The organism is Bacillus sp. S10(2024) (genome assembly GCF_050473865.1).
Lineage (GTDB): Bacteria > Bacillota > Bacilli > Bacillales > Bacillaceae_G > Bacillus_A.
Window position 1 is genome coordinate 439,103 of the sequence record NZ_JBFLUR010000002.1, and the last position, 20,553, is coordinate 459,655.

Below are 20,553 nucleotides of genomic sequence, written 5' to 3' on the forward strand. Positions count from 1 at the left end.
TAGTCACAAAGAGTTTTTTTATTGCAAGTTTTCAGGTATTGGAGGAGGAGATATCAATGGAACAAAAGCCAGTGTTAGATATTCATGAAATACCGAAACCAGGAAAATGGTTATTGTTAAGTATACAACATTTATTCGCCATGTTCGGGGCAACGGTGCTTGTGCCATTTTTAACAGGGTTAAGCCCAGCAGTTGCTTTAATATCGAGTGGAGTAGGAACACTAGCATTCTTACTTGTGACGAAAGGGCAAGTACCAGCTTACCTTGGATCATCGTTTGCATTCATTGCACCGATTATTACAGCAAAAGCAGCAGGTGGCCCAGGAGCAGCTATGCTTGGCGGAATGATGGCAGGGCTTGTCTACATGTTGATTGCACTTGGAATTAAAAAGTCTGGATCAAACTGGATTATGAATCTCTTACCACCAATTGTAGTTGGTCCAGTTGTTATGGTAATTGGACTGGGGCTTGCACATACCGCGGTAAATATGGCAATGAATAATGCAGATGGAAAATATAGCTTTACACACTTTTCAGTTGCACTCGTAACATTAGCAATTACAATCATCTGCTCAATTTTTGGAAGAGGCTTCCTTAGCATCATACCAGTTTTAATTGGAATCATAGGTGGTTATATCTTTGCCTACTTCCAAGGCTTAGTTGATTTGAAACCAGTGGTAGAAGCAAAATGGTTCGATGTACCAGATTTCATAGTACCATTTGTCACATATACACCGGAGTTTTCGTGGAAATTAGTACTAGTAATGGTACCAGTTGCGGTCGTAACAATTTCAGAACATATTGGGCATCAAATTGTACTTGGAAATGTTATAAATAGAGATTTGATTCAAAAACCAGGTTTACACCGCTCTATTATGGGGGATGGCATTGCAACATTTATCGCATCAACAATTGGAGGACCACCAAATACAACATACGGTGAAAACATTGGGGTACTTGCGATCACAAGAGCATACAGTGTGTACCTATTCGTCGGATCAGCAATATGTGCAATTATCTTCGGATTTATTGGGAAAATCTCAGCGCTTATCCATTCGATTCCAACACCGGTAATGGGCGGTGTATCAATCTTACTCTTCGGTGTGATTGCATCAAGCGGTTTACGTATGTTAGTAGATGAGAAAACAGATTTCGGAGATAAACGTAATCTAATGATTGCGTCTGTCATATTAGTAATTGGCATTGGCGGTGCAGTACTTCATATTGGTCAATCTTTCCAAGTGGAGGGGATGGCTCTTGCGGCAATCGTGGGAGTACTGTTAAATCTCGTTTTACCTGAAATGAAAGAGAAAAAAAAATCAAAGCAGATTGCTTCATAAAGACAGCCTTTTAATTCAGTCCTGTGAGACGGAAAAGGGTGTGTAGTTTGTTACACCCTAGTCTCACAAGATTAGGGTGTTTTTATGCAGTTAATATTATATAAATTCACAAGTGCTATGATAAAAATCAGAAAGATGAGGGATGACAATGAACCATTTGTTAACGATGAGTGAGTTATCGGAGCAGGAGATTTCAGAAATTCTAAAAGATGCAGAAGATTTCGCAAGCGGAAAGGGCATAAAAGCGACAGAGCAAACGTTTGTCGCAAACTTATTCTTTGAGAATAGTACGAGAACACGTTTTAGCTTTGAAGTAGCAGAGAGACGTTTAGGACTTGATGTTCTCAACTTCTCAGCAGAGTCTTCTAGCGTGCAAAAAGGAGAAACATTGTACGATACGGTAAAAACACTAGAATCGATAGGAACAAGGGCTGTTGTCATCCGCCACGAGCAAGATCGATACTTCGATGAACTTAGAGAGCAAGTGAATATTCCAATTTTAAATGCAGGTGATGGATGTGGAAATCATCCAACACAATGTTTGCTTGATCTACTAACGATAAAACAAGAATTTGGAACATTTAAAGGACTGAAAATTGCAATTGTTGGAGATATCACTCATAGCCGAGTAGCACGTTCAAATGCAGAAGCGTTAACGAAATTAGGAGCAAGCGTTTATTTTGCAAGTCCAGAAGAATGGAAAGACGAAACGAACACATTTGGAACGTACAAAGCATTAGACGAACTAATTCCAGAAGTTGATGTAATGATGTTACTACGCGTGCAGCATGAGCGTCATGATCACTATGAAACAGACATTATGAAAGAGTATCATGAAGAACACGGTTTAACGATTGAACGTGAGAAACGCATGAAGCCAGGAAGCATTATTATGCACCCAGCACCTGTGAACCGTGATGTAGAAATTGCAAGTGAACTTGTCGAGTGTGAACGCTCACGTATCTTTAAACAGATGGAAAACGGTGTTTATGTAAGAATGGCTGTATTAAAACGCGCATTACCAAATGTATTAGGAGGAATGAAACATGAATTATTTGTTTAAAAATGGTCGCTATGTAAATGAAGAGGGAATTATCGTGACAACAGACCTTCTCGTACAAGACGGTAAGATTGCGAAAGTAGCAGAAAACATTACTGCTGAAAATGTAGAAGTGATTAATGTAAACGGAAAATTAATTGCACCTGGGTTAATTGATGTACACGTACATCTTCGCGAACCGGGTGGTGAGCATAAAGAAACAATTGAAACAGGTACACTTGCGGCAGCAAAAGGTGGATTTACAACAATTTGTGCAATGCCGAATACGCGTCCTGTACCAGATAGTAAAGAACATATGGAAGATTTACAAAAACGAATTCAAGAAAAAGCACACGTTAATGTATTACCGTACGGTGCTATTACAGTGCGTCAAGCAGGTTCTGAAATGACAGACTTTGAAACATTAAAAGAACTTGGTGCATTCGCATTTACTGATGATGGAGTAGGCGTACAAGATGCGAGTATGATGCTAGCAGCTATGAAGCGTGCAGCAAAATTAAATATGACAGTTGTTGCACACTGTGAAGAAAATACGTTAATTAATAAAGGTTGTGTACATGAAGGGAAGTTTTCTGAGAAACACGGATTAAACGGTATCCCATCAGTATGTGAATCTGTACATATTGCCCGGGATATATTACTTGCAGAGGCGGCGGATTGCCATTATCACGTATGTCACGTAAGTACAAAAGGATCTGTACGAGTGATTCGTGATGCAAAACGTGCTGGAATTAAAGTAACAGCAGAGGTAACACCGCATCACTTAATATTATGTGAAGATGATATCCCATCAGCTGATCCAAACTTTAAAATGAACCCACCGCTTAGAGGAAAAGAAGACCAAGAAGCGTTAATTGAAGGATTATTAGATGGAACGATTGATATAATAGCAACAGATCATGCACCGCATGCGGCGGAAGAAAAAGCACAAGGTATTGAAAGAGCACCGTTCGGAATTACTGGTTTTGAAACAGCATTCCCATTACTATATACAAACCTTGTGAAAAAAGGAATTATCACATTAGAACAGTTAATTCAATTCTTAACAGAAAAACCAGCTGACACATTTGGTTTAGAAGCAGGTCGCCTGCAAGCAGGAAGAGCAGCTGATATTACAATTATCGATTTAGAACAAGAAGAAGAGATTGACCCAGAAACATTCTTATCAAAAGGAAAAAATACGCCATTTACGGGCTGGAAATGTCAAGGATGGCCGATTATGACATTAGTTGACGGTAAGATCGCATGGCAAAAGGAGAGTGCATTAGTATGAAAAGACAGCTTATCTTAGAAGATGGAACAGTATTAATTGGAAAAGGTTTCGGAGGAGAAATCGAAAAGTCAGGTGAAGTTGTATTTACAACTGGAATGACTGGATATCAAGAAACGCTATCTGATCCATCATACTGCGGTCAAATTGTAACATTTACGTACCCATTAATCGGAAACTACGGCATTAACCGTGATGATTTCGAATCAATTCATCCATCTGTAAATGGTTTAATAGTAAACGAAATTTGTGATCACCCATCTAACTTCCGTAATGAAATTTTGTTAGATGATTATTTAAAAGAAAGAAACATTCCAGGATTAGCAGGAATTGATACAAGAAAATTAACACGAAAAATTCGTCAATATGGAACATTACGCGGACGTCTTTGCAACATGGATGTGGATGTAGAGTACATCGTTAGCCAATTAAAAGAGACAGTCTTTACAGATCATGTGAAAAGCGTATCAACAAAAGATCCATATCCAAGTCCAGGCCGTGGTCATCGCGTTGTACTTGTAGACTTCGGTATGAAGCATGGTATTTTACGAGAACTAAATAAACGTGACTGTGATGTAATTGTTGTACCATACAATACAACGGCTGAAGAGATTTTACGTCTTAGCCCAGATGGAATTATGTTAAGTAATGGACCTGGGGATCCAAAAGATGTACCAGAAGCAATTGAAATGCTAAAAGACATTATCGGAAAAGTACCATTATTCGGGATTTGTCTTGGCCATCAATTGTTCGCTCTAGCATCTGGTGCAAATACAAGCAAGTTAAAATTCGGTCACCGTGGTTTAAATCATCCAGTAAAACATCTTGCAACTGGAAAAGTAGCCATTACTTCTCAAAACCATGGTTACGCAGTAGAAGAAGAATCAGTTAAAAGTACAGATCTTGAAATTACACATGTAGCTTTAAATGATGGAACAGTAGAAGGTCTTCGTCATACGAAGTTCCCAGCATTTACAGTGCAATATCATCCAGAAGCATCAGCAGGACCAGAAGATGCAAACAATTTATTTGAAGACTTCTTAACAATGATCGAAAACTTTAAGAAAGAAGGGGAAGAGTTATGCCAAAACGCCTAGACATTAACACAATTTTAGTAATCGGATCAGGACCTATTGTAATCGGGCAAGCAGCTGAGTTTGACTACTCTGGAACGCAAGCTTGTCAATCTCTTAAAGAAGAAGGTTACAAAGTAATCCTTGTAAACTCTAACCCAGCAACAATTATGACTGATACTGCAACAGCAGATAAAGTATACATTGAACCTTTAACATTAGAATTTGTAAGCCGTATTATTCGTAAAGAGCGTCCAGATGCAATCTTGCCAACACTTGGCGGACAAACGGGACTAAACATGGCTGTTGAACTTGCGAAATCAGGTGTACTAGAAGAGTGCGGAGTTGAAATTTTAGGAACAAAATTATCAGCAATTGAGCAAGCGGAAGATCGTGATTTATTCCGTACATTAATGCAAGATTTAAAAGAACCAGTACCACCAAGTGAAATTATTCATACGCTTGATGAAGCATATGAATTTGTAAAAGTAATTGATTATCCAGTCATTGTTCGCCCTGCATTTACGCTAGGCGGAACTGGCGGTGGTATTTGCCATAATGAAGAAGAGTTAATTGAAATTGTAACAAGTGGTCTAAAACATAGTCCAGTAACACAATGTTTATTAGAAAAAAGTATCGCTGGTTTTAAAGAGATTGAATATGAAGTAATGCGTGATGCAAACGATAATGCGATTGTAGTATGTAACATGGAAAATATCGATCCAGTTGGTGTGCATACAGGAGATTCCATCGTTATTGCACCAAGCCAAACATTAAGTGACCGTGAATATCAAATGTTACGTAATACTTCATTAAGAATTATTCGTGCATTAGGAATTGAAGGTGGATGTAACGTTCAGCTTGCATTAGACCCACATAGTTTCCAATACTATGTAATCGAAGTAAATCCACGTGTAAGTCGTTCATCTGCATTAGCATCAAAAGCAACAGGATATCCAATTGCAAAATTGGCAGCGAAAATTGCAGTTGGCTTAACACTTGATGAGATTGTAAACCCGGTTACACAAAAAACATATGCATGCTTTGAACCAGCATTAGACTATGTTGTTTCTAAAATTCCACGCTGGCCATTTGATAAATTTGAATCGGCAAACAGAACGCTTGGCACACAAATGAAAGCGACTGGGGAAGTCATGTCAATCGGTCGTAATTTAGAAGAATCATTATTAAAAGCAGTTCGTTCTTTAGAGCTTGGTGTTTATCATTTAGAGCTTGATCACTTAAAAGAGCTGGATAAAGAAACAATGAAAAAACGTATTATAAAAGCAGATGATGAGCGTCTGTTCGTTGTAGCAGAAGCGATTCGTCAAGGTGTAACGCAAGAAGAAATTAATGCATGGTGTGAAATGGACTTCTTCTTCTTACAAAAAGTTGAAAACATCGTAAACATGGAGCGTAACATTAAAAATCATGTAGGCGATATGGAAGTATTACAAGAAGCAAAAGCAATGGGATTCAGCGATCATTACATCGCAGCTGCTTGGGGTAAAACAGAGCGTGAAATTTATGATATGCGTAAAGAAAACAGTATGACACCAGTATTCAAAATGGTAGATACATGTGCAGCAGAATTTGAATCCGCAACACCTTACTACTACAGCACATATGGTGATGAAAACGAATCAATCGTGACAGAGCGTAAAAGTGTAGTCGTTCTTGGTTCTGGTCCAATTCGCATCGGTCAAGGTGTCGAGTTTGACTATGCAACAGTTCATTCTGTATGGGCAATTAAAGAAGCTGGTTACGAAGCAATTATTATAAATAATAACCCAGAAACAGTTTCGACAGACTTTAGTATTTCAGATAAATTATATTTTGAACCACTTACAATTGAAGATGTAATGCACATCATCGATTTAGAACAACCAGAAGGCGTAATCGTTCAATTTGGTGGGCAAACAGCAATTAACTTAGCGGCAAAATTACAAGAGCGTGGCGTGAAAATTTTAGGTACATCGCTAGAAGATTTAGACCGTGCAGAAGATCGTGATAAGTTTGAAGCAGCTTTAACAGAGTTAGGCATTCCACAGCCAGTTGGAAAAACAGCAACGACTGTAGAACAAGCGGTAGAAATCGCTGAAGAAATTGGTTACCCAGTATTAGTAAGACCATCTTATGTACTAGGTGGACGTGCGATGGAAATCGTATATCGTCAAGAAGAACTACTACACTATATGAAAAATGCGGTTAAAGTTCATGCGGATCATCCAGTATTAATTGACCGTTACATGGTTGGTAAAGAAATTGAAGTAGATGCAATTTCAGACGGTGAAAATGTATTCATTCCAGGTATTATGGAACATATTGAACGCGCTGGAGTTCACTCTGGTGACTCAATTGGAGTATATCCACCGCAAAGCTTATCTGCAAAACTGAAAGAACAAATTATCGAAAATACAATCGCACTTGGAAGAGGATTAAACATTGTTGGATTACTGAATATCCAGTTTGTAGTATTCAAAGACGAAGTGTATGTAATTGAAGTAAACCCACGTGCGAGCCGTACAGTACCATTCTTAAGTAAAATTACAGGCGTACCGATGGCGAATATCGCAACAAAAGTTATTTTAGGTCAAAATCTTGTAGAACAAGGATATGAAACTGGATATCGTCCAGAAGAGAAAGAAGTGTATGTAAAAGCTCCGGTATTCTCTTTTGCAAAACTACGTTCTGTTGATACAACATTAGGACCTGAAATGAAATCAACAGGGGAAGTAATGGGTAAAGATTTAACGCTTGAAAAAGCATTATATAAAGGACTTGTTGCTGCCGGAATCAATATTCCAACGCACGGATCTGTAATCATCACAGTAGCAGATAAAGATAAAGAAGAAGCAATGGAAATTGCAAAGCGATTCCATGAAATTGGCTATAATTTATTAGCGACAGCAGGAACTGCGAAATCATTAACAGACCAAGGCGTTCCAGTTCAAGTTGTAAACAAAATTGATTCTGAAGACTACAATTTGCTTGATATTATTCGCCAAGGAAAAGCGCAATTTGTTATTAACACATTAACAAAAGGAAAACAACCAGCACGTGATGGCTTCCGTATTCGTCGTGAGTCTGTAGAAAATGGTGTAGCATGTTTAACATCACTTGATACAACAAGAGCGATTTTACGAGTACTAGAGTCTATGACATTTTCAGCTCACGCAATGAAAGAATTTGCGGGGGCTGAGCGTCACGAGGTGGTACATGCATGATGCAAAAGCAAAATATGATCGTCGTTAACCAAAAAGAAATCGCAAAAAATATTTACGAGCTCGTGCTTCAAGGTGATTTAGTACAGCACATGAACGAACCTGGGCAGTTTGTACACATTAAGGTAGCAGAGGGCATTACGCCCCTCTTGCGCCGCCCAATTAGTATTTGTAATGTAGATCAAGAGAAAAATGAATTTACAATGCTATACCGTGCAGAAGGACAAGGAACAAAAACATTAGCAAAGAGAAAACAAGGTGACCTTGTAGACGTATTAGGGCCATTAGGTCATGGATTTCCAGTAGAAGAAGCAGAGGTAGGACAAACAGCTTTATTAGTTGGGGGCGGGATTGGTGTGCCACCACTTTATGAATTATCACAACGCCTTGTTGCAAAAGGTATACGTGTCATTCACATCTTAGGCTTCCAAACGAAAGATGTCGTCTTCTACGAAGATAAATTTGCAGAACTTGGTGATACGTATGTTGCAACAGTCGACGGTACACATGGTACAAAAGGCTTTGTAACAGATGTAATTGATGCATATGGAATTGACTTTGACATTCTTTATTCATGTGGACCACTGGCAATGCTACGTGCATTAGAAGGCCGTTATAAAGAGAAAAAAGCCTATATTTCCCTAGAAGAACGTATGGGCTGTGGAATTGGGGCGTGTTTCGCATGTGTATGCCACTTGCAAGAAGATCCAAGCGGACATTCTTACAAGAAGGTGTGTAGCGACGGGCCAGTATTTCCAATCGGGGAGGTTGTACTATGAACAGATTGCAAGTTGAATTACCAGGATTATCATTGAAAAATCCAATCATCCCGGCTTCTGGTTGCTTTGGGTTTGGTCGTGAGTATGCACAATTTTACGATTTAAGTGTACTTGGATCAATCATGATTAAAGCAACAACAGAGCAACCTCGTTATGGAAATCCAACGCCTCGCGTTGCTGAAACACCAGGTGGAATGTTAAATGCAATTGGACTTCAAAATCCAGGTCTAGAAAAGGTAATGACTTCCGAATTACCTTTTCTAGAGCAATTCGATCTTCCTATTATTGCGAATGTTGCTGGGTCACAAGCTGAAGATTATGTAGCAGTTGCAAAGGAAATTTCGAAAGCACCAAATGTTCATGCGCTAGAATTAAATATTTCTTGTCCAAATGTGAAGACAGGTGGAATTGCTTTCGGTACAGTACCGGAAATTGCAGCAGATTTAACGAAACGTGTAAAAGAGGTATCTGAAGTTCCGGTATACGTAAAGCTATCACCGAACGTTGCAAACATTGTTGAGATTGCAAAAGCAATTGAAAACGCGGGGGCAGACGGATTAACGATGATTAATACATTGCTTGGCATGCGTTTAGATTTAAAAACAGCAAAACCAATTTTAGCAAATCGTACAGGTGGATTATCTGGACCAGCGATTAAACCAGTTGCAATTCGCATGGTGCACGAAGTGAGTCAAGCTGTTAACATTCCGATTATCGGAATGGGCGGTATTGAATCGGCGGAAGATGTAATTGAGTTCTTTTACGCTGGTGCAAGTGCAGTAGCAGTTGGCACAGCCAACTTCGTTGATCCGTTTGTATGTCCAACAATTATTGAAGAATTACCAGCACTTTTAGATGAATTAGGATTTGAACACATTTCGGAATGTCGTGGAAGGAGCTGGAAGTAAACATGTCACAATCTTTAATAGTTGCACTAGATTTTCCAGGTAAGGCAGAGGTAGAACAGTTTTTAAGTTACTTTGAAGGAGAACAATTATTTGTCAAAGTTGGTATGGAACTGTTTTATAAAGAGGGACCTGCCATTATCACGTATTTAAAAGAAAAAGGACATCAAATTTTTCTAGATTTGAAACTTCATGATATTCCGAATACAGTAAAAAGTGCAATGCGCAATATAGCTAGTTTAGAAGTTGATATGGTAAACGTTCATGCTGCTGGGGGAAGCAGTATGATGAAATATGCGCTTGAGGGATTAGAGGAAGGTAAGAAAGAAGGAAAAGAGAGACCGATTTGTATTGCAGTTACACAACTAACAAGCACATCGGAAGAAGTAATGAAAAAAGAGATCGGCATTGAGAAAACGTTAGAAGAAGCGGTTGCTCACTATGCGAAATTAACAAAAGAAAGCGGTTTGGACGGCGTTGTTTGTTCAACGCTTGAAGTACCAAAGTTACGCGAAGTATGCGGAGACGCTTTCGTAACAGTAACACCGGGGATTCGTCTTGCAAGCGACGATGTAAATGACCAAGTACGTGTGGCAACGCCAAAACGTGCGCGTGAACTAGGCTCTAGTTATATCGTAGTAGGACGTAGTATTACAAAAGCGGAAAACCCACGCGAGGCGTATCAAATTGTAAAAGAACAGTGGGAGGGTGTAACAGTATGAAAAAACAAATTGCATCTCATTTATTAGATATCGGAGCAGTATTTTTACAACCAAATGATCCATTTACATGGTCTTCTGGCATGAAATCACCAATTTATTGTGATAACCGTTTAACGTTATCATACCCAGAAGTACGCCAAGCGATTGCAGCAGGATTAGAAGAATTAATTCAAACTCACTTCGGAGATGTTGAAGTTATTGCAGGTACAGCAACAGCAGGTATTGCTCACGCTGCTTGGGTAAGCGATCGTATGAACTTACCAATGTGCTATGTACGCAGCAAGGCAAAAGGTCATGGCAAAGGAAACCAGATCGAAGGTAAAGCAGAAAAAGGCCAAAAAGTTGTCGTAGTAGAAGATTTAATCTCAACTGGCGGTAGTGCAATCACTTGTGTAGAGGCACTTCGCGAAGCTGGTTGTGAAGTATTAGGAATCGTATCAATCTTCACATACGAACTGGAAGCAGGAAAAGAAAAATTAGCAGCAGCAAACGTTGCATCATACTCTTTAAGTGACTACAGTGCACTTACAGAAGTAGCAGCAGAAAAAGGGATCATTGGCGAAGCAGAAACGAAGAAACTACAAGAATGGCGCAAGAATCCAGCTGACGAGGCTTGGGTTACAGCGTAATGATAAAGAAAACACGACCGTGGGGGGAAACTCGGTCGTGTTTTTTTCAATCTGTATTCATTTATGTAACGAGTATATATGAATACAGATTGAAAAAACGACAAAAACCTTTACTTTTTAGGTGGGAGGGAACATCTAGATATGAATAGAAGCGGTCAGGGCCTTTTTGTCACAGGCGAAGTGAAAACAAAGGGAGAAAGCGAGTAGAAGCTCCCTTTTTTCTGCATAACAGCAATCAATATGTCGGAAAATCAAAATGAATTCATATATTTTTAGTGCTAGTCTTCTTTTCTTATAATTTGGAATAACGGATTAAATAGTTAGAAAAATAGGATAATTGATAATTTTTGTTGAATTTTATTGAATAGTACTTTATATTTTGGATTGTAAGATATTTGAAATTTTAGCGAGGTGAAGTCATGAAAAAAAACGTAAAAATACATTTACGTACGATCCGTATGGCAACAAATCAAGTGAAACAGATGAAAAAGGAAATAAAAAGATCCTTCCCTATAAAGAAGATAATCAATTAACGAAAACAACACTCGTAAATGGAACGTCGTTCGTTATCAAGCCGGCAATAGCGCAGCGGCCCAATTTACGTATGACTATACAAAGAAACTGACAAACTTACAAATTGGCACAAAAGATTCACAGCGCATTTTAGAAGAAGTGTATACGTATGACGCAACAAGCAACCGTACCACAATTGAACGCAAAAACGGTGACAAAACAGAAAAAACAACATACGCCTATGATTCTATTAATCAACTAACAAAAGAAACATTGCCAAAAGGAAAAACATTGTCTAGAGTACAGAGTAAAGAAAATGCTAGGCAATTTCAGAAAGCAAGCATTCGCTTGGCTGGAAAAGTACGAAGAAAAACTTTATTAGGACCGATTGGGTGGGCACAGGATGCTTATGTATTTTCTAAAGGTTTTCGGAAAGGATGGAAATCCTATAAGAAAAGGTGATTACATGATAGATAGCGATGAAACAATAATTTGGATATATGGGATTATAATAGGAGTTATCTGTAGTGGAGGTTTCATACTAACAATAGTTAAACATAAAACATATATATTATTTTTATTTTTTATTCCTTTTATAATTCTATATTTACTATACTTCACATCATTATCTTTTATCCCCATATTATTTCGTTTGTTGATATTTGGAGGATCCTTTATCTTAGTTTACATTGTAGTATACTGGTTTGAAACACGTTAAGTATATAGAAAAATTATTAAAATAAAGAAATAAAGGATATAAAAAAGCCTATAAAAACTATGGTAAAAGTACTAAAAAGTCGAGAAAACGAAACTGGTGAATAAAATGTTAAAATATGTATCAGTGATAAATTTTAATTTTTTGAGGAAATGATTTCCATAAGTGTAAGGTATCCAATACGAGTAATTTTAGTATGTATAGCTCTTGAAGTTGTTTTTTGTTGTATAAAACAAAGGCTTTTCATGTCTGCTAGCTTACTTTGAATATTACTTGTATTCCTTATTATTGTAATGTTTACTAACTGGCTGACATTTTTTTTGAAAGAAATTCTGATTTTGTTGCAATATGTTGCTGTAATAATATATACAATATTATTTTGTATTGTATATGACTATGAGTCGTCTCTTGATTAAATAAAGGAAGATAGGATTCATGAAATCTATTTTTGTGTAACTGGATTTGAATCAATATTTTGAATACAAAAAGTTAATAAATCTGTTATTAAAAAATCTTGTAGTAAATGATGAGTTGTTGAATTTGCATAATGAAATAAAAAACAATTAGGGAGATTTAAATAACCTAATAGTAGCAATCTATATGTCGAAAAATTAAAATAGATTCATATAGTTATTGCTTTTTATCTACTTCCTTTTTACCCTTTACAAATAATAGTGTTATATAAGAAACAAGAAATGAAAAAATACTATACATCCCAACCCAAAAGAAAAATGATCGATTAAATAAGGTTACTGCCAAAATAAGAAAAATCGCAAATGTAATAATAGGCATCACATAATATGTTTTTGTAACCCGTGTACCAATAACAGAAAAAATAAAGATAAGTAATGGACAAACAAATAATACGAATATAAATTCACTCATGCGTTGTCCTCTTTTCTTACAAGTTTATTATTTTCCTGTTAAACGTTTTTCTGTACTCGTTTCTTTTCCTTCTAATCGCTTCTTAAATGTATTTCGCCAGCTACCTGATAAAGAATCAACTGCTAATATGCGTTGTATACCCTCAATATTTTGTTTATCGTGGTGCATGATTTCATTTGCGAAGGCTATTGTGATGCGATGTTTATTTTGTTCTATTAATTTTATTTCATCAGAAGGGGAAACAGTTCCTTCTGTTAGTACTCTTACATAAAAGCCAGTAAATCCCGTGTTTTGAACAAGAAGCGGGAAGTCTTTTAGATCGTAGCGATAAGATAGTTTATAGCAAGGTTGCCTCGGCTGTGTTACTTGTACGAGAGCTTCTCCTATTATATATATATCACCAATGCATACATCTGATTCCAGTAATCCTGTTACTGTTAAGTTTTCTCCGAATGCTCCGTATGGAAGTTGCTGCGTTAGCTCTTGTTCCCAATATGGATAATGTTCAATGGCATATATACAAACAGCTTTATCTTTCCCGCCGTGGTGTTTTAAATCAGCTTGACCGTCGCCTTCGAAGTTAAGTGTCGATAAATGTAACGGTTTGTTAACACTTTTTTTAAACAAACCAGTTTCAATTTCTTTCCCTTGAAACTGGAATTTTTGCGGTGTTCCGATATTGATAGAAATAATGTGTGGCATAAGTATAACTCCTTTCGGTCTTTATATATGGTTTATATTACCATAAAATGTGATAGGGATTACGATTTTTGTTAGAAAGTTCATGCAATTGCAAATTGATTATAGCAGAAGTCATAAATAGCATGAAGAAGTATGAATATCCTTCAGTATGGTTAACTGTTTAAAATAGGAGAACAATTTCACTCACCGTAATAGAATAAGGACGACATACAGAAAACATAATGAGTAAATGTTATAATAAAAGTAATTCTAAATATGGAAAATAAAGGAGGGGTTATGGCGAAAAAAATAGGTTTTTACGGCTTAATTGGTTGTTTTATTTTATCTATTATTTTAAATCATCGAATTGCAGGCAATTGGATAAACATTGTTTTTATTGTTGGAATTATTTTTTCTTTGCTATATAGGTGGGATGATATTCGAAATTTAAGTAAGAAAAAGAAACTAATTTTTACGATTGAATATATTATTCTAGTACCTACTGTAGCATTTTTATTATTAGAAGGTCAGAAAAAAATGGCTGTTATGTCACTTTTTCAAGAGTGGTTATTTTTAGCGAAATTCATTTATATATTTGTAATTTTAATCGTTTCTGGAATGATTGTTTCCACAGTTAATAGAAAGTTATTATTACATGACGATACATTTAATGTATAAAAAATATTGCTTTTTCACCTTATTTATTATAGGATAATCATTAAGTAAATAAGATAAGCGATGAATGGAATAAAGTAGTGTATGTTCTCCCTGTTAAAGAGAGCTGGCGGTTGGTGTAAGTCAGTACATAGAACAACATGAATTACGATCCAGGAGCATCTTCTTCGAGCGAATAGTAAGGGGAAGACGGTGAAGAGCCGTTATAGAGAATGAAGAGATTGGCATATAAAGTTTGCCAATAATTAGGGTGGTACCGCGAATAAAATCGTCCCTACTGATTAATTTCAGTAGGGATTTTTTGTATTTTCATAACAACAAAATAATAGATAAGCGATGAATGGAATAGAGTAGTGTATGTTCTCCCTGTTAAAGAGAGCTGGCGGTTGGTGTAAGTCAGTACATAGAACAACATGAATTACGATCCAGGAGCATCTTCTTCGAGCGAATAGTAAGGGGAAGACGGTGAAGAGCCGTTATAGAGAATGAAGAGATTGGCATATAAAGTTTGCCAATAATTAGGGTGGTACCGCGAATAAAATCGTCCCTACTGATTAATTTCAGTAGGGATTTTTTGTATTTTCATAATAACAAAATAATAGATAAGCGATGAATGGAATAGAGTAGTGTATGTTCTCCCTGTTAAAGAGAGCTGGCGGTTGGTGTAAGTCAGTACATAGAACAACATGAATTACAGTCCAGGAGCATCTTCTTCGAGCGAATAGTAAGGGGAAGACGGTGAAGAGCCGTTATAGAGAATGAAGAGATTGGCATATAAAGTTTGTCAATAACTAGGGTGGTACCGCGAATAAAATCGTCCCTACTGATTAATTTCAGTAGGGGCTTTTTATTCGCTTTTTAAATAGAAGTACCTAAATGTATGAATGATGATGTTTTTAAAAGGCTTAATTGTGGATAAGATTGACAGGCCGTTATTTAAAAAATGAATTTAGCTAATATAAATCAATTCATTCACCAAGTACAAATAGAAATGTAAAGGAGGTGAATAGCTATGGAAGATGGCTATTACTATGTAAAATCACTTGCAAAACAATTTGAAAAACTAGGAACAGAAAGAGGAGAACAGAATGAAGAAAGATGGTTTAAAGAAAGAGTTATTACCTAGACATGTGCAATTTTTAGCGTTAGCGGGAATGATTGGTACGGGTATTTTTAAAGGTAGTGGAGATACTTTAGGGATTGCTGGGCCTGGCGTAATTATTTCTTACTTACTTGGTGGATTATTAATGATGATTGTTATGGTGGCTTTAGCTGAAATGGCTGTTGTTTATCCAAATCAAAATGTTCAACATTTAGTTCATAAGGCTTTTGGGTTTCACGTATCATTTGTAGTTGGATGGCTATACTGGATTAACTGGACGCTTGTTACAATTGTAGAAATATTAGCTGCAGGATCTTTTTTACAATTTTGGTTTCCAAATGTACCTCTTTGGTTACTAAGTGCTATTTGTGCGCTTTTAGTTGTGGGAATTAACAGTTTTCAAGTGAAATTTTATGGCGAAATGGAATTTTGGTTTGCTAGTATAAAAATTTTGGCACTTGTATTATTCATCCTTTTAGGAGGAGCAGTCTTATTTGGACTAACGAGTTTTGCTCCGTCAACACCAACGGAACATTTACTTGGGCATGGTGGATTCTTTCCAAATGGTATTAAAGGGGTATTTAGTGCTTGTTTTATTGTAATGTTTTCGTTCGGAGGATCTGAATTAATAGGGGTAGCAATTTCTGAGACAAAAGACGTTGAAAAGGTGTTACCTAAAGTTATAAAGGGTGTTGTTTGGCGCGTAATCATATTTTATATCTTGCCCATTACAATTATTGCGGGATTAATACCTTGGAATGAAGTTGCAGGAAATGAAAGTCCATTTATACAAGTAATGAATGCCATTGGTATCCCAGGTGTTGCGCACATTATGAATTTTGTTTTATTAACTGCAGTTCTTTCAGCTGCGAATTCAGGAGTTTTTGCTACTTCCAGAACAATGGTTGCGTTAGCTGAAAAAGGAGAAGCGCCAAAAATATTGAAACAGACTGCGAAATCAGGTGCGCCAATCATTGCAATTGCTTTAAATGGCTTATTATTATTGATAGGGGCAGGACTAGCATTCTTTGCTCCAAATAGTATTATCGGAACAATGATGACAATTCCAGGGTTTACAATGTTATTGCTTTGGTTAAGTATTTGCTTTGCGCAACTTAAATTACGTCCTAACTATGCAACGATGCCTAATTTTAAAATGAAGTTATTTCCAACTACAACTATTATTGGAATCGTGGGATTATGTATTATTTTCATAGGCTCAACGTTTAGTAATGGAATTTCAGTCGGAACAGTGGTTTGTTTTACAACTTTAGCAATTTTAATTGGTTTTGCTTTATTTAAAGGGCGGAATAGAAAGAAAGAAGAAACACAATTAAAGCATATAAGCTAAATTTATGAGCGGAATAATATAGTATATTTTAAAACTTAATAGAGTAATGATCAGGGTACACTTCTATTGAATAAGTGTGCTCTGTCATGTTTGAAGATAAAAAGTGTAGTCTGGGGCAAAAAAATAATTTCATTTACTGAAATAAGAGTTTAATAAAATTAATCAAAGTCATAACAAAAAGCTGTATTACTTCACCTATAAAGTAATACAGCTTTTTTACATATTATTTTACGGATTGAGCCTGTTGCATTTTTTTAATCATGCGAATTTGTCCACGATGATTTAGTTCGTCTTCAAACACATGAAACCATTTGAAATAATTGTTTGCTGGCTTATCCTCCCAAAATGGAATTGTTTTAAATAACCATTCGTTTGGAAGTGATTGAAATGTAGCGATTGTTTTATCACGCACTTCTTGTAATGTGTTGATGTAGAAGTCTAACGGTTGGTTTTTTATTTTTTGGCGTCCAAGATTACCTAATTCAACGCCTGGTAGCCAGCGTTCTAGTTCTTCCTCCGTTGGCTCTCTTTCTTCAAAGGTATGAATTTGATAATAAAACTCGATAGCCGCCATATGATACAGAAGCATACCGATTGAATTTGCATTTTCATCATATAAGTAATCTAATTCTTCAGTTGTTAAATCTTGAATGGCACGTAGTGTTGAGAAGCGTGCATAATTCATCATCGAAACAAGTTTAGAAAAATCGTCGCTTAATCCGTCGATTTTATCAATTAAAAATAAATTCTCCATTGTAATCCCCCTATTATGGAATGTAGACCTTTATCCCGCTATTCGCGGGCAGTAATACTCCCGCCTCAAAATTCAGCGGTAGCATTGTCCAGTTCCAGTGGCTAGAATCTTGCCCACCTCGGACGAGGCAAAAAGCGCCTCTTTGTCGGGGGCTTCGACGTCCTACGATTCTGAACGAGCCACTTCCGCTTTTCTTAAGAAGCTAGGCGGGAGATAAACTGCCCGTAAAAGCCCGATTGGTGAGAACTGATTAAAGTTTCACTTTATTTCATTTCTTCAAATAGGAAGAGATTCCTTTTTTTGTAGGGGAATAAAAATGTAGTGATTGATCTTTAACTGCTATGATTTTGGGATTTAAATTATTCCTTCACGTTTTTTGTTGATAAATAATATGTTCAATTTCCTTTTCTAGAGAGGTCAGTAGATGAGAATCTAGTTTAGCATTGTTTTGCATAATGATGCTTAGTGTTCCTGTTTCTTTAGGGAAGAGACGGACAGTTTTTTTTTAGTCTGTAACTTTTATATTTTTTTCTATATACGAGACATAAAAGTGTAGAGAAATTGCTAATAAGTAATAGAAAAGAAAAAAATATATAATCGTATTATTTTGGAATACAAAGAAAAATAAAAGGAAAATAGAAATGGTTAATTTGAGAATATAATGTTGCAGGAAAAGGGGAACTACTTCGATATGTTGATTGTTCATTTATAACCTCCTGTTGCATTTTATTTTAAATTTGTGAGATGGCATACTATTTTGGTTATAAATACAAAAAATTCCGTTTGTTCAGAATTTTACAGGGGTAACTGAAAGGTATGAATCTCTATTAGAGTACAATTCTGTGTCAAAAATAATCTGGAGATAACTTTTATGTAATAAAAGTTTGGAGAGTCACACATTTATTTGAATTAAAGGAACAATCAGTTGAACGGTATAGACAAAATAACAAATGATATACATAAAGCCTTTTAGAGTTGAAAGAAATAAAAAAAGGACACCTTACAAAATGGATGTGAAAAAATAATAAGATTTTGTAAGATGCCCGGTGGAACAAGTGTTAGTCGGTGTTCTATTTATATATAATTAGAGACCTTTTGAACGATATATTGTATTGTAGATTCCATTTTTGAGTCGTCTACTTCGTCTTTATATTTATGATGAATGATTTGTTGCTTTTTAAGAACGTAATAATCAAAGAGTGCTTGATATAAAGTCATATTGTTTTGGATTAAGATTGTAGGTTCAAAAAGCTTTCGCAGTAGTATATCGTCTTGGAGCAGTATAAGTGCTGGATTGATATCGTTGAACACTTCTGTGTCTATATGTTCCTCATAGAATTTTTTTAATTTAGTATTTCGTTCGTTTTGAGCTTGTATGATTTGTTCATATAGTACAGGAGCATTATGTTTTAAGTCTGATAGAAAGGTATCAGATATGTAGAAAGCTATGAGTAATGACTGTTCAAATGTTTTTTGAAATCGCTCTCCAAATGGAACTGTCACTTCAAAAATTATTTGGTCAATGCTTGTAATATATTCGGCATAAATTTTGACGATGTATTGGATAATTTCTTCTTTTGATGAGAAATATTTGTACATAGTTGCTTTGCTAATATCCATATAACGGGCAATATCATCTGTTCGTAATGAGCTTATTCCATGTTTTTTTACGACTGGTAATAATTTGAAAATGAGCTTCTTTTTCATTTCTACTTGATTATCAACATTGTTATTTAACATAACAACCCTCCTTGCAATTCACTTTATTATAAATAAATTTATGAATTTATACAAATTGAACTAATTGAACTAAAAACGTTAAAATAGTTTACTTGTTCTTAGGTGTATGTTATTCTCTTGTTACATTATCTTTTCGAAAGAAGGCGTACTTATGAAAATGAGGAAACTAGGTTTACAAGGTTTAGAAGTGGCGGAAATGGGATTAGGTTGTATGGGAATGTCTGAATTTTATGGTCAAACAGATGAGATAGAGGCGATAAAAACAATTCATCGCGCTTTTGAACTTGGAATAACAATGTTCGATACAGCGGATATTTATGGATATGATGAAGATGGAATGGGAACAAATGAAAAGCTAGTAGGGAAAGCGTTACAGGGATTTCGGCATGATGTGAAAATTGCAACGAAGTTCGGAGCGCTGCGAAATGCCACAAAAGCATTAGGGTATAACGGATCACCTCAATATGTGAAGGAAGCATGCGAAGCAAGTTTAAGAAGATTAGGAACAGACTACATCGACTTATATTATTTACATCGCGTTGATCCGAATACACCAATTGAAGAAACTGTAGGTGCAATGGCAGAGTTAGTGCAAGAAGGAAAAGTACGTTATATCGGGCTGTCTGAAGTAACAGGTGAGCAATTAAAAAGAGCTCATGCAATTCATCCAATTTCAGCTGTTCAAATAGAATATTCTCTTTGGTCACGCGATCCAGAGAAAGATATTTTACAAATTTGTCGTGAATTAGGCGTTGGATTTGTTCCATATAGTCCACTTGGCCGCGGATTTTTAACGGGAAATTTAACAAGTCGTGATCAATTAACACCTAATGATTGGAGATACTATAATCCGCGTTTTTCAGAAGAAGCATTTACTTCGAATATGAAAATTGTTGAAGGGATTAAACAGCTTGCGATAGAGAAAGAATGTACAGCTGCACAATTAGCGCTTGCTTGGGTCGTTGCACAAGGTGAAGGAATCATACCAATTCCAGGTACAAAGCGAGTGAAGTATTTGGAGCAAAACGTAGCAGCTCTTGAAATAACTTTAACAAAGAAAGAGTTAGCGTATTTAAATATGATTGCACCTATTGGAGATACGTTTGGTAATCGATATTAAGATTAATAATCATAT

17 protein-coding genes and 3 other annotated features are annotated in these 20,553 nt (G+C 36.2%); of the genes, 13 read left to right on the forward strand and 4 right to left on the reverse strand.

Annotated features, from left to right (window positions below; all coding sequences use genetic code 11):
• The first annotated feature begins 56 nt into the window (after window positions 1–56).
• From AB1280_RS02420 to AB1280_RS02465, 10 genes are all read left to right on the forward strand, one after another.
• Window positions 57–1,340: a solute carrier family 23 protein gene (locus AB1280_RS02420; RefSeq protein WP_429754772.1), complete on the forward strand. Its 1,284-nt coding sequence runs from the start codon at window positions 57–59 to the stop codon at window positions 1,338–1,340.
• A gap of 148 nt (window positions 1,341–1,488) precedes the next feature.
• A complete protein-coding gene (locus AB1280_RS02425) occupies window positions 1,489–2,403 on the forward strand; it encodes an aspartate carbamoyltransferase catalytic subunit (RefSeq protein WP_429754773.1) in 915 nt (304 codons plus the stop codon).
• Window positions 2,387–3,673 (forward strand): dihydroorotase, encoded by a 1,287-nt coding sequence (gene pyrC, locus AB1280_RS02430; protein WP_429754774.1) that lies wholly within the window; start codon window positions 2,387–2,389, stop codon window positions 3,671–3,673. The genes AB1280_RS02425 and pyrC overlap by 17 nt, the downstream gene beginning before the upstream one ends.
• Window positions 3,670–4,767 (forward strand): carbamoyl phosphate synthase small subunit, encoded by a 1,098-nt coding sequence (locus AB1280_RS02435; RefSeq protein ID WP_429754775.1) that lies wholly within the window; start codon window positions 3,670–3,672, stop codon window positions 4,765–4,767. The genes pyrC and AB1280_RS02435 overlap by 4 nt, the downstream gene beginning before the upstream one ends.
• On the forward strand, window positions 4,752–7,970 hold the full coding sequence (carB, locus tag AB1280_RS02440) for a carbamoyl-phosphate synthase large subunit (RefSeq protein WP_429754776.1): 3,219 nt from the start codon (window positions 4,752–4,754) through the stop codon (window positions 7,968–7,970). The genes AB1280_RS02435 and carB overlap by 16 nt, the downstream gene beginning before the upstream one ends.
• On the forward strand, window positions 7,967–8,746 hold the full coding sequence (gene pyrK, locus AB1280_RS02445; protein ID WP_272188208.1) for a dihydroorotate oxidase B electron transfer subunit: 780 nt from the start codon (window positions 7,967–7,969) through the stop codon (window positions 8,744–8,746). Before carB ends, pyrK begins: the two co-directional genes overlap by 4 nt.
• Complete coding sequence (gene pyrD, locus AB1280_RS02450) at window positions 8,743–9,654, forward strand: dihydroorotate oxidase B catalytic subunit (RefSeq protein WP_020059222.1); 912 nt, start codon at window positions 8,743–8,745, stop codon at window positions 9,652–9,654. The genes pyrK and pyrD overlap by 4 nt, the downstream gene beginning before the upstream one ends.
• 2 nt (window positions 9,655–9,656) lie before the next feature.
• Entirely contained in the window at window positions 9,657–10,373 is a 717-nt protein-coding gene (gene pyrF / locus AB1280_RS02455; protein ID WP_429754777.1) for an orotidine-5'-phosphate decarboxylase, read from the forward strand.
• Window positions 10,370–11,002 carry an orotate phosphoribosyltransferase gene (pyrE, locus tag AB1280_RS02460; protein ID WP_429754778.1) on the forward strand — a complete coding sequence of 211 codons (633 nt, stop codon included), beginning with the start codon at window positions 10,370–10,372 and terminating at the stop codon, window positions 11,000–11,002. The genes pyrF and pyrE overlap by 4 nt, the downstream gene beginning before the upstream one ends.
• Before the next feature lie 672 nt (window positions 11,003–11,674).
• Entirely contained in the window at window positions 11,675–11,977 is a 303-nt protein-coding gene (locus AB1280_RS02465) for a hypothetical protein (protein WP_429754779.1), read from the forward strand.
• Window positions 11,978–12,860: 883 nt separating this feature from the next.
• Here AB1280_RS02465 and AB1280_RS02470 read toward each other — a convergent pair.
• Together AB1280_RS02470 and AB1280_RS02475 are read right to left on the reverse strand one after the other, a co-directional pair.
• Entirely contained in the window at window positions 12,861–13,115 is a 255-nt protein-coding gene (locus tag AB1280_RS02470) for a YbeF family protein (RefSeq protein WP_272188201.1), read from the reverse strand.
• Window positions 13,116–13,142: 27 nt separating this feature from the next.
• Window positions 13,143–13,817, reverse strand: a complete 675-nt coding sequence (locus tag AB1280_RS02475) for an MOSC domain-containing protein (protein WP_429754780.1) — start codon at window positions 13,815–13,817, stop codon at window positions 13,143–13,145.
• A 276-nt stretch (window positions 13,818–14,093) separates the two neighbouring features.
• Here AB1280_RS02475 and AB1280_RS02480 point away from each other — a divergent pair, with 276 nt between their 5' ends.
• A complete protein-coding gene (locus AB1280_RS02480) occupies window positions 14,094–14,474 on the forward strand; it encodes a YoqO family protein (protein WP_272188199.1) in 381 nt (126 codons plus the stop codon).
• Window positions 14,475–14,525: 51 nt separating this feature from the next.
• Window positions 14,526–14,750: a binding site (T-box leader), on the forward strand.
• A 48-nt stretch (window positions 14,751–14,798) separates the two neighbouring features.
• Window positions 14,799–15,023 (forward strand) — a binding site (T-box leader).
• Window positions 15,024–15,071: 48 nt separating this feature from the next.
• Window positions 15,072–15,296: a binding site (T-box leader), on the forward strand.
• 263 nt (window positions 15,297–15,559) lie between these two features.
• Window positions 15,560–16,924, forward strand: coding sequence for an amino acid permease (locus AB1280_RS02485; RefSeq protein WP_429754781.1), 1,365 nt, complete (start codon window positions 15,560–15,562; stop codon window positions 16,922–16,924).
• Window positions 16,925–17,147: 223 nt separating this feature from the next.
• Here AB1280_RS02485 and AB1280_RS02490 read toward each other — a convergent pair whose 3' ends face one another.
• Window positions 17,148–17,678 carry a DinB family protein gene (locus AB1280_RS02490; protein WP_429754782.1) on the reverse strand — a complete coding sequence of 177 codons (531 nt, stop codon included), beginning with the start codon at window positions 17,676–17,678 and terminating at the stop codon, window positions 17,148–17,150.
• 1,074 nt (window positions 17,679–18,752) lie between these two features.
• On the reverse strand, window positions 18,753–19,418 hold the full coding sequence (locus tag AB1280_RS02495; RefSeq protein ID WP_429754783.1) for a TetR/AcrR family transcriptional regulator: 666 nt from the start codon (window positions 19,416–19,418) through the stop codon (window positions 18,753–18,755).
• Window positions 19,419–19,569: 151 nt separating this feature from the next.
• Between AB1280_RS02495 and AB1280_RS02500 the strand changes: the two genes are divergently transcribed.
• The gene (locus AB1280_RS02500) at window positions 19,570–20,538 is read left to right on the forward strand and encodes an aldo/keto reductase (protein ID WP_429754784.1); all 969 of its coding nucleotides are present in this window, start codon (window positions 19,570–19,572) and stop codon (window positions 20,536–20,538) included.
• The last annotated feature ends 15 nt before the right edge of the window (window positions 20,539–20,553 follow it).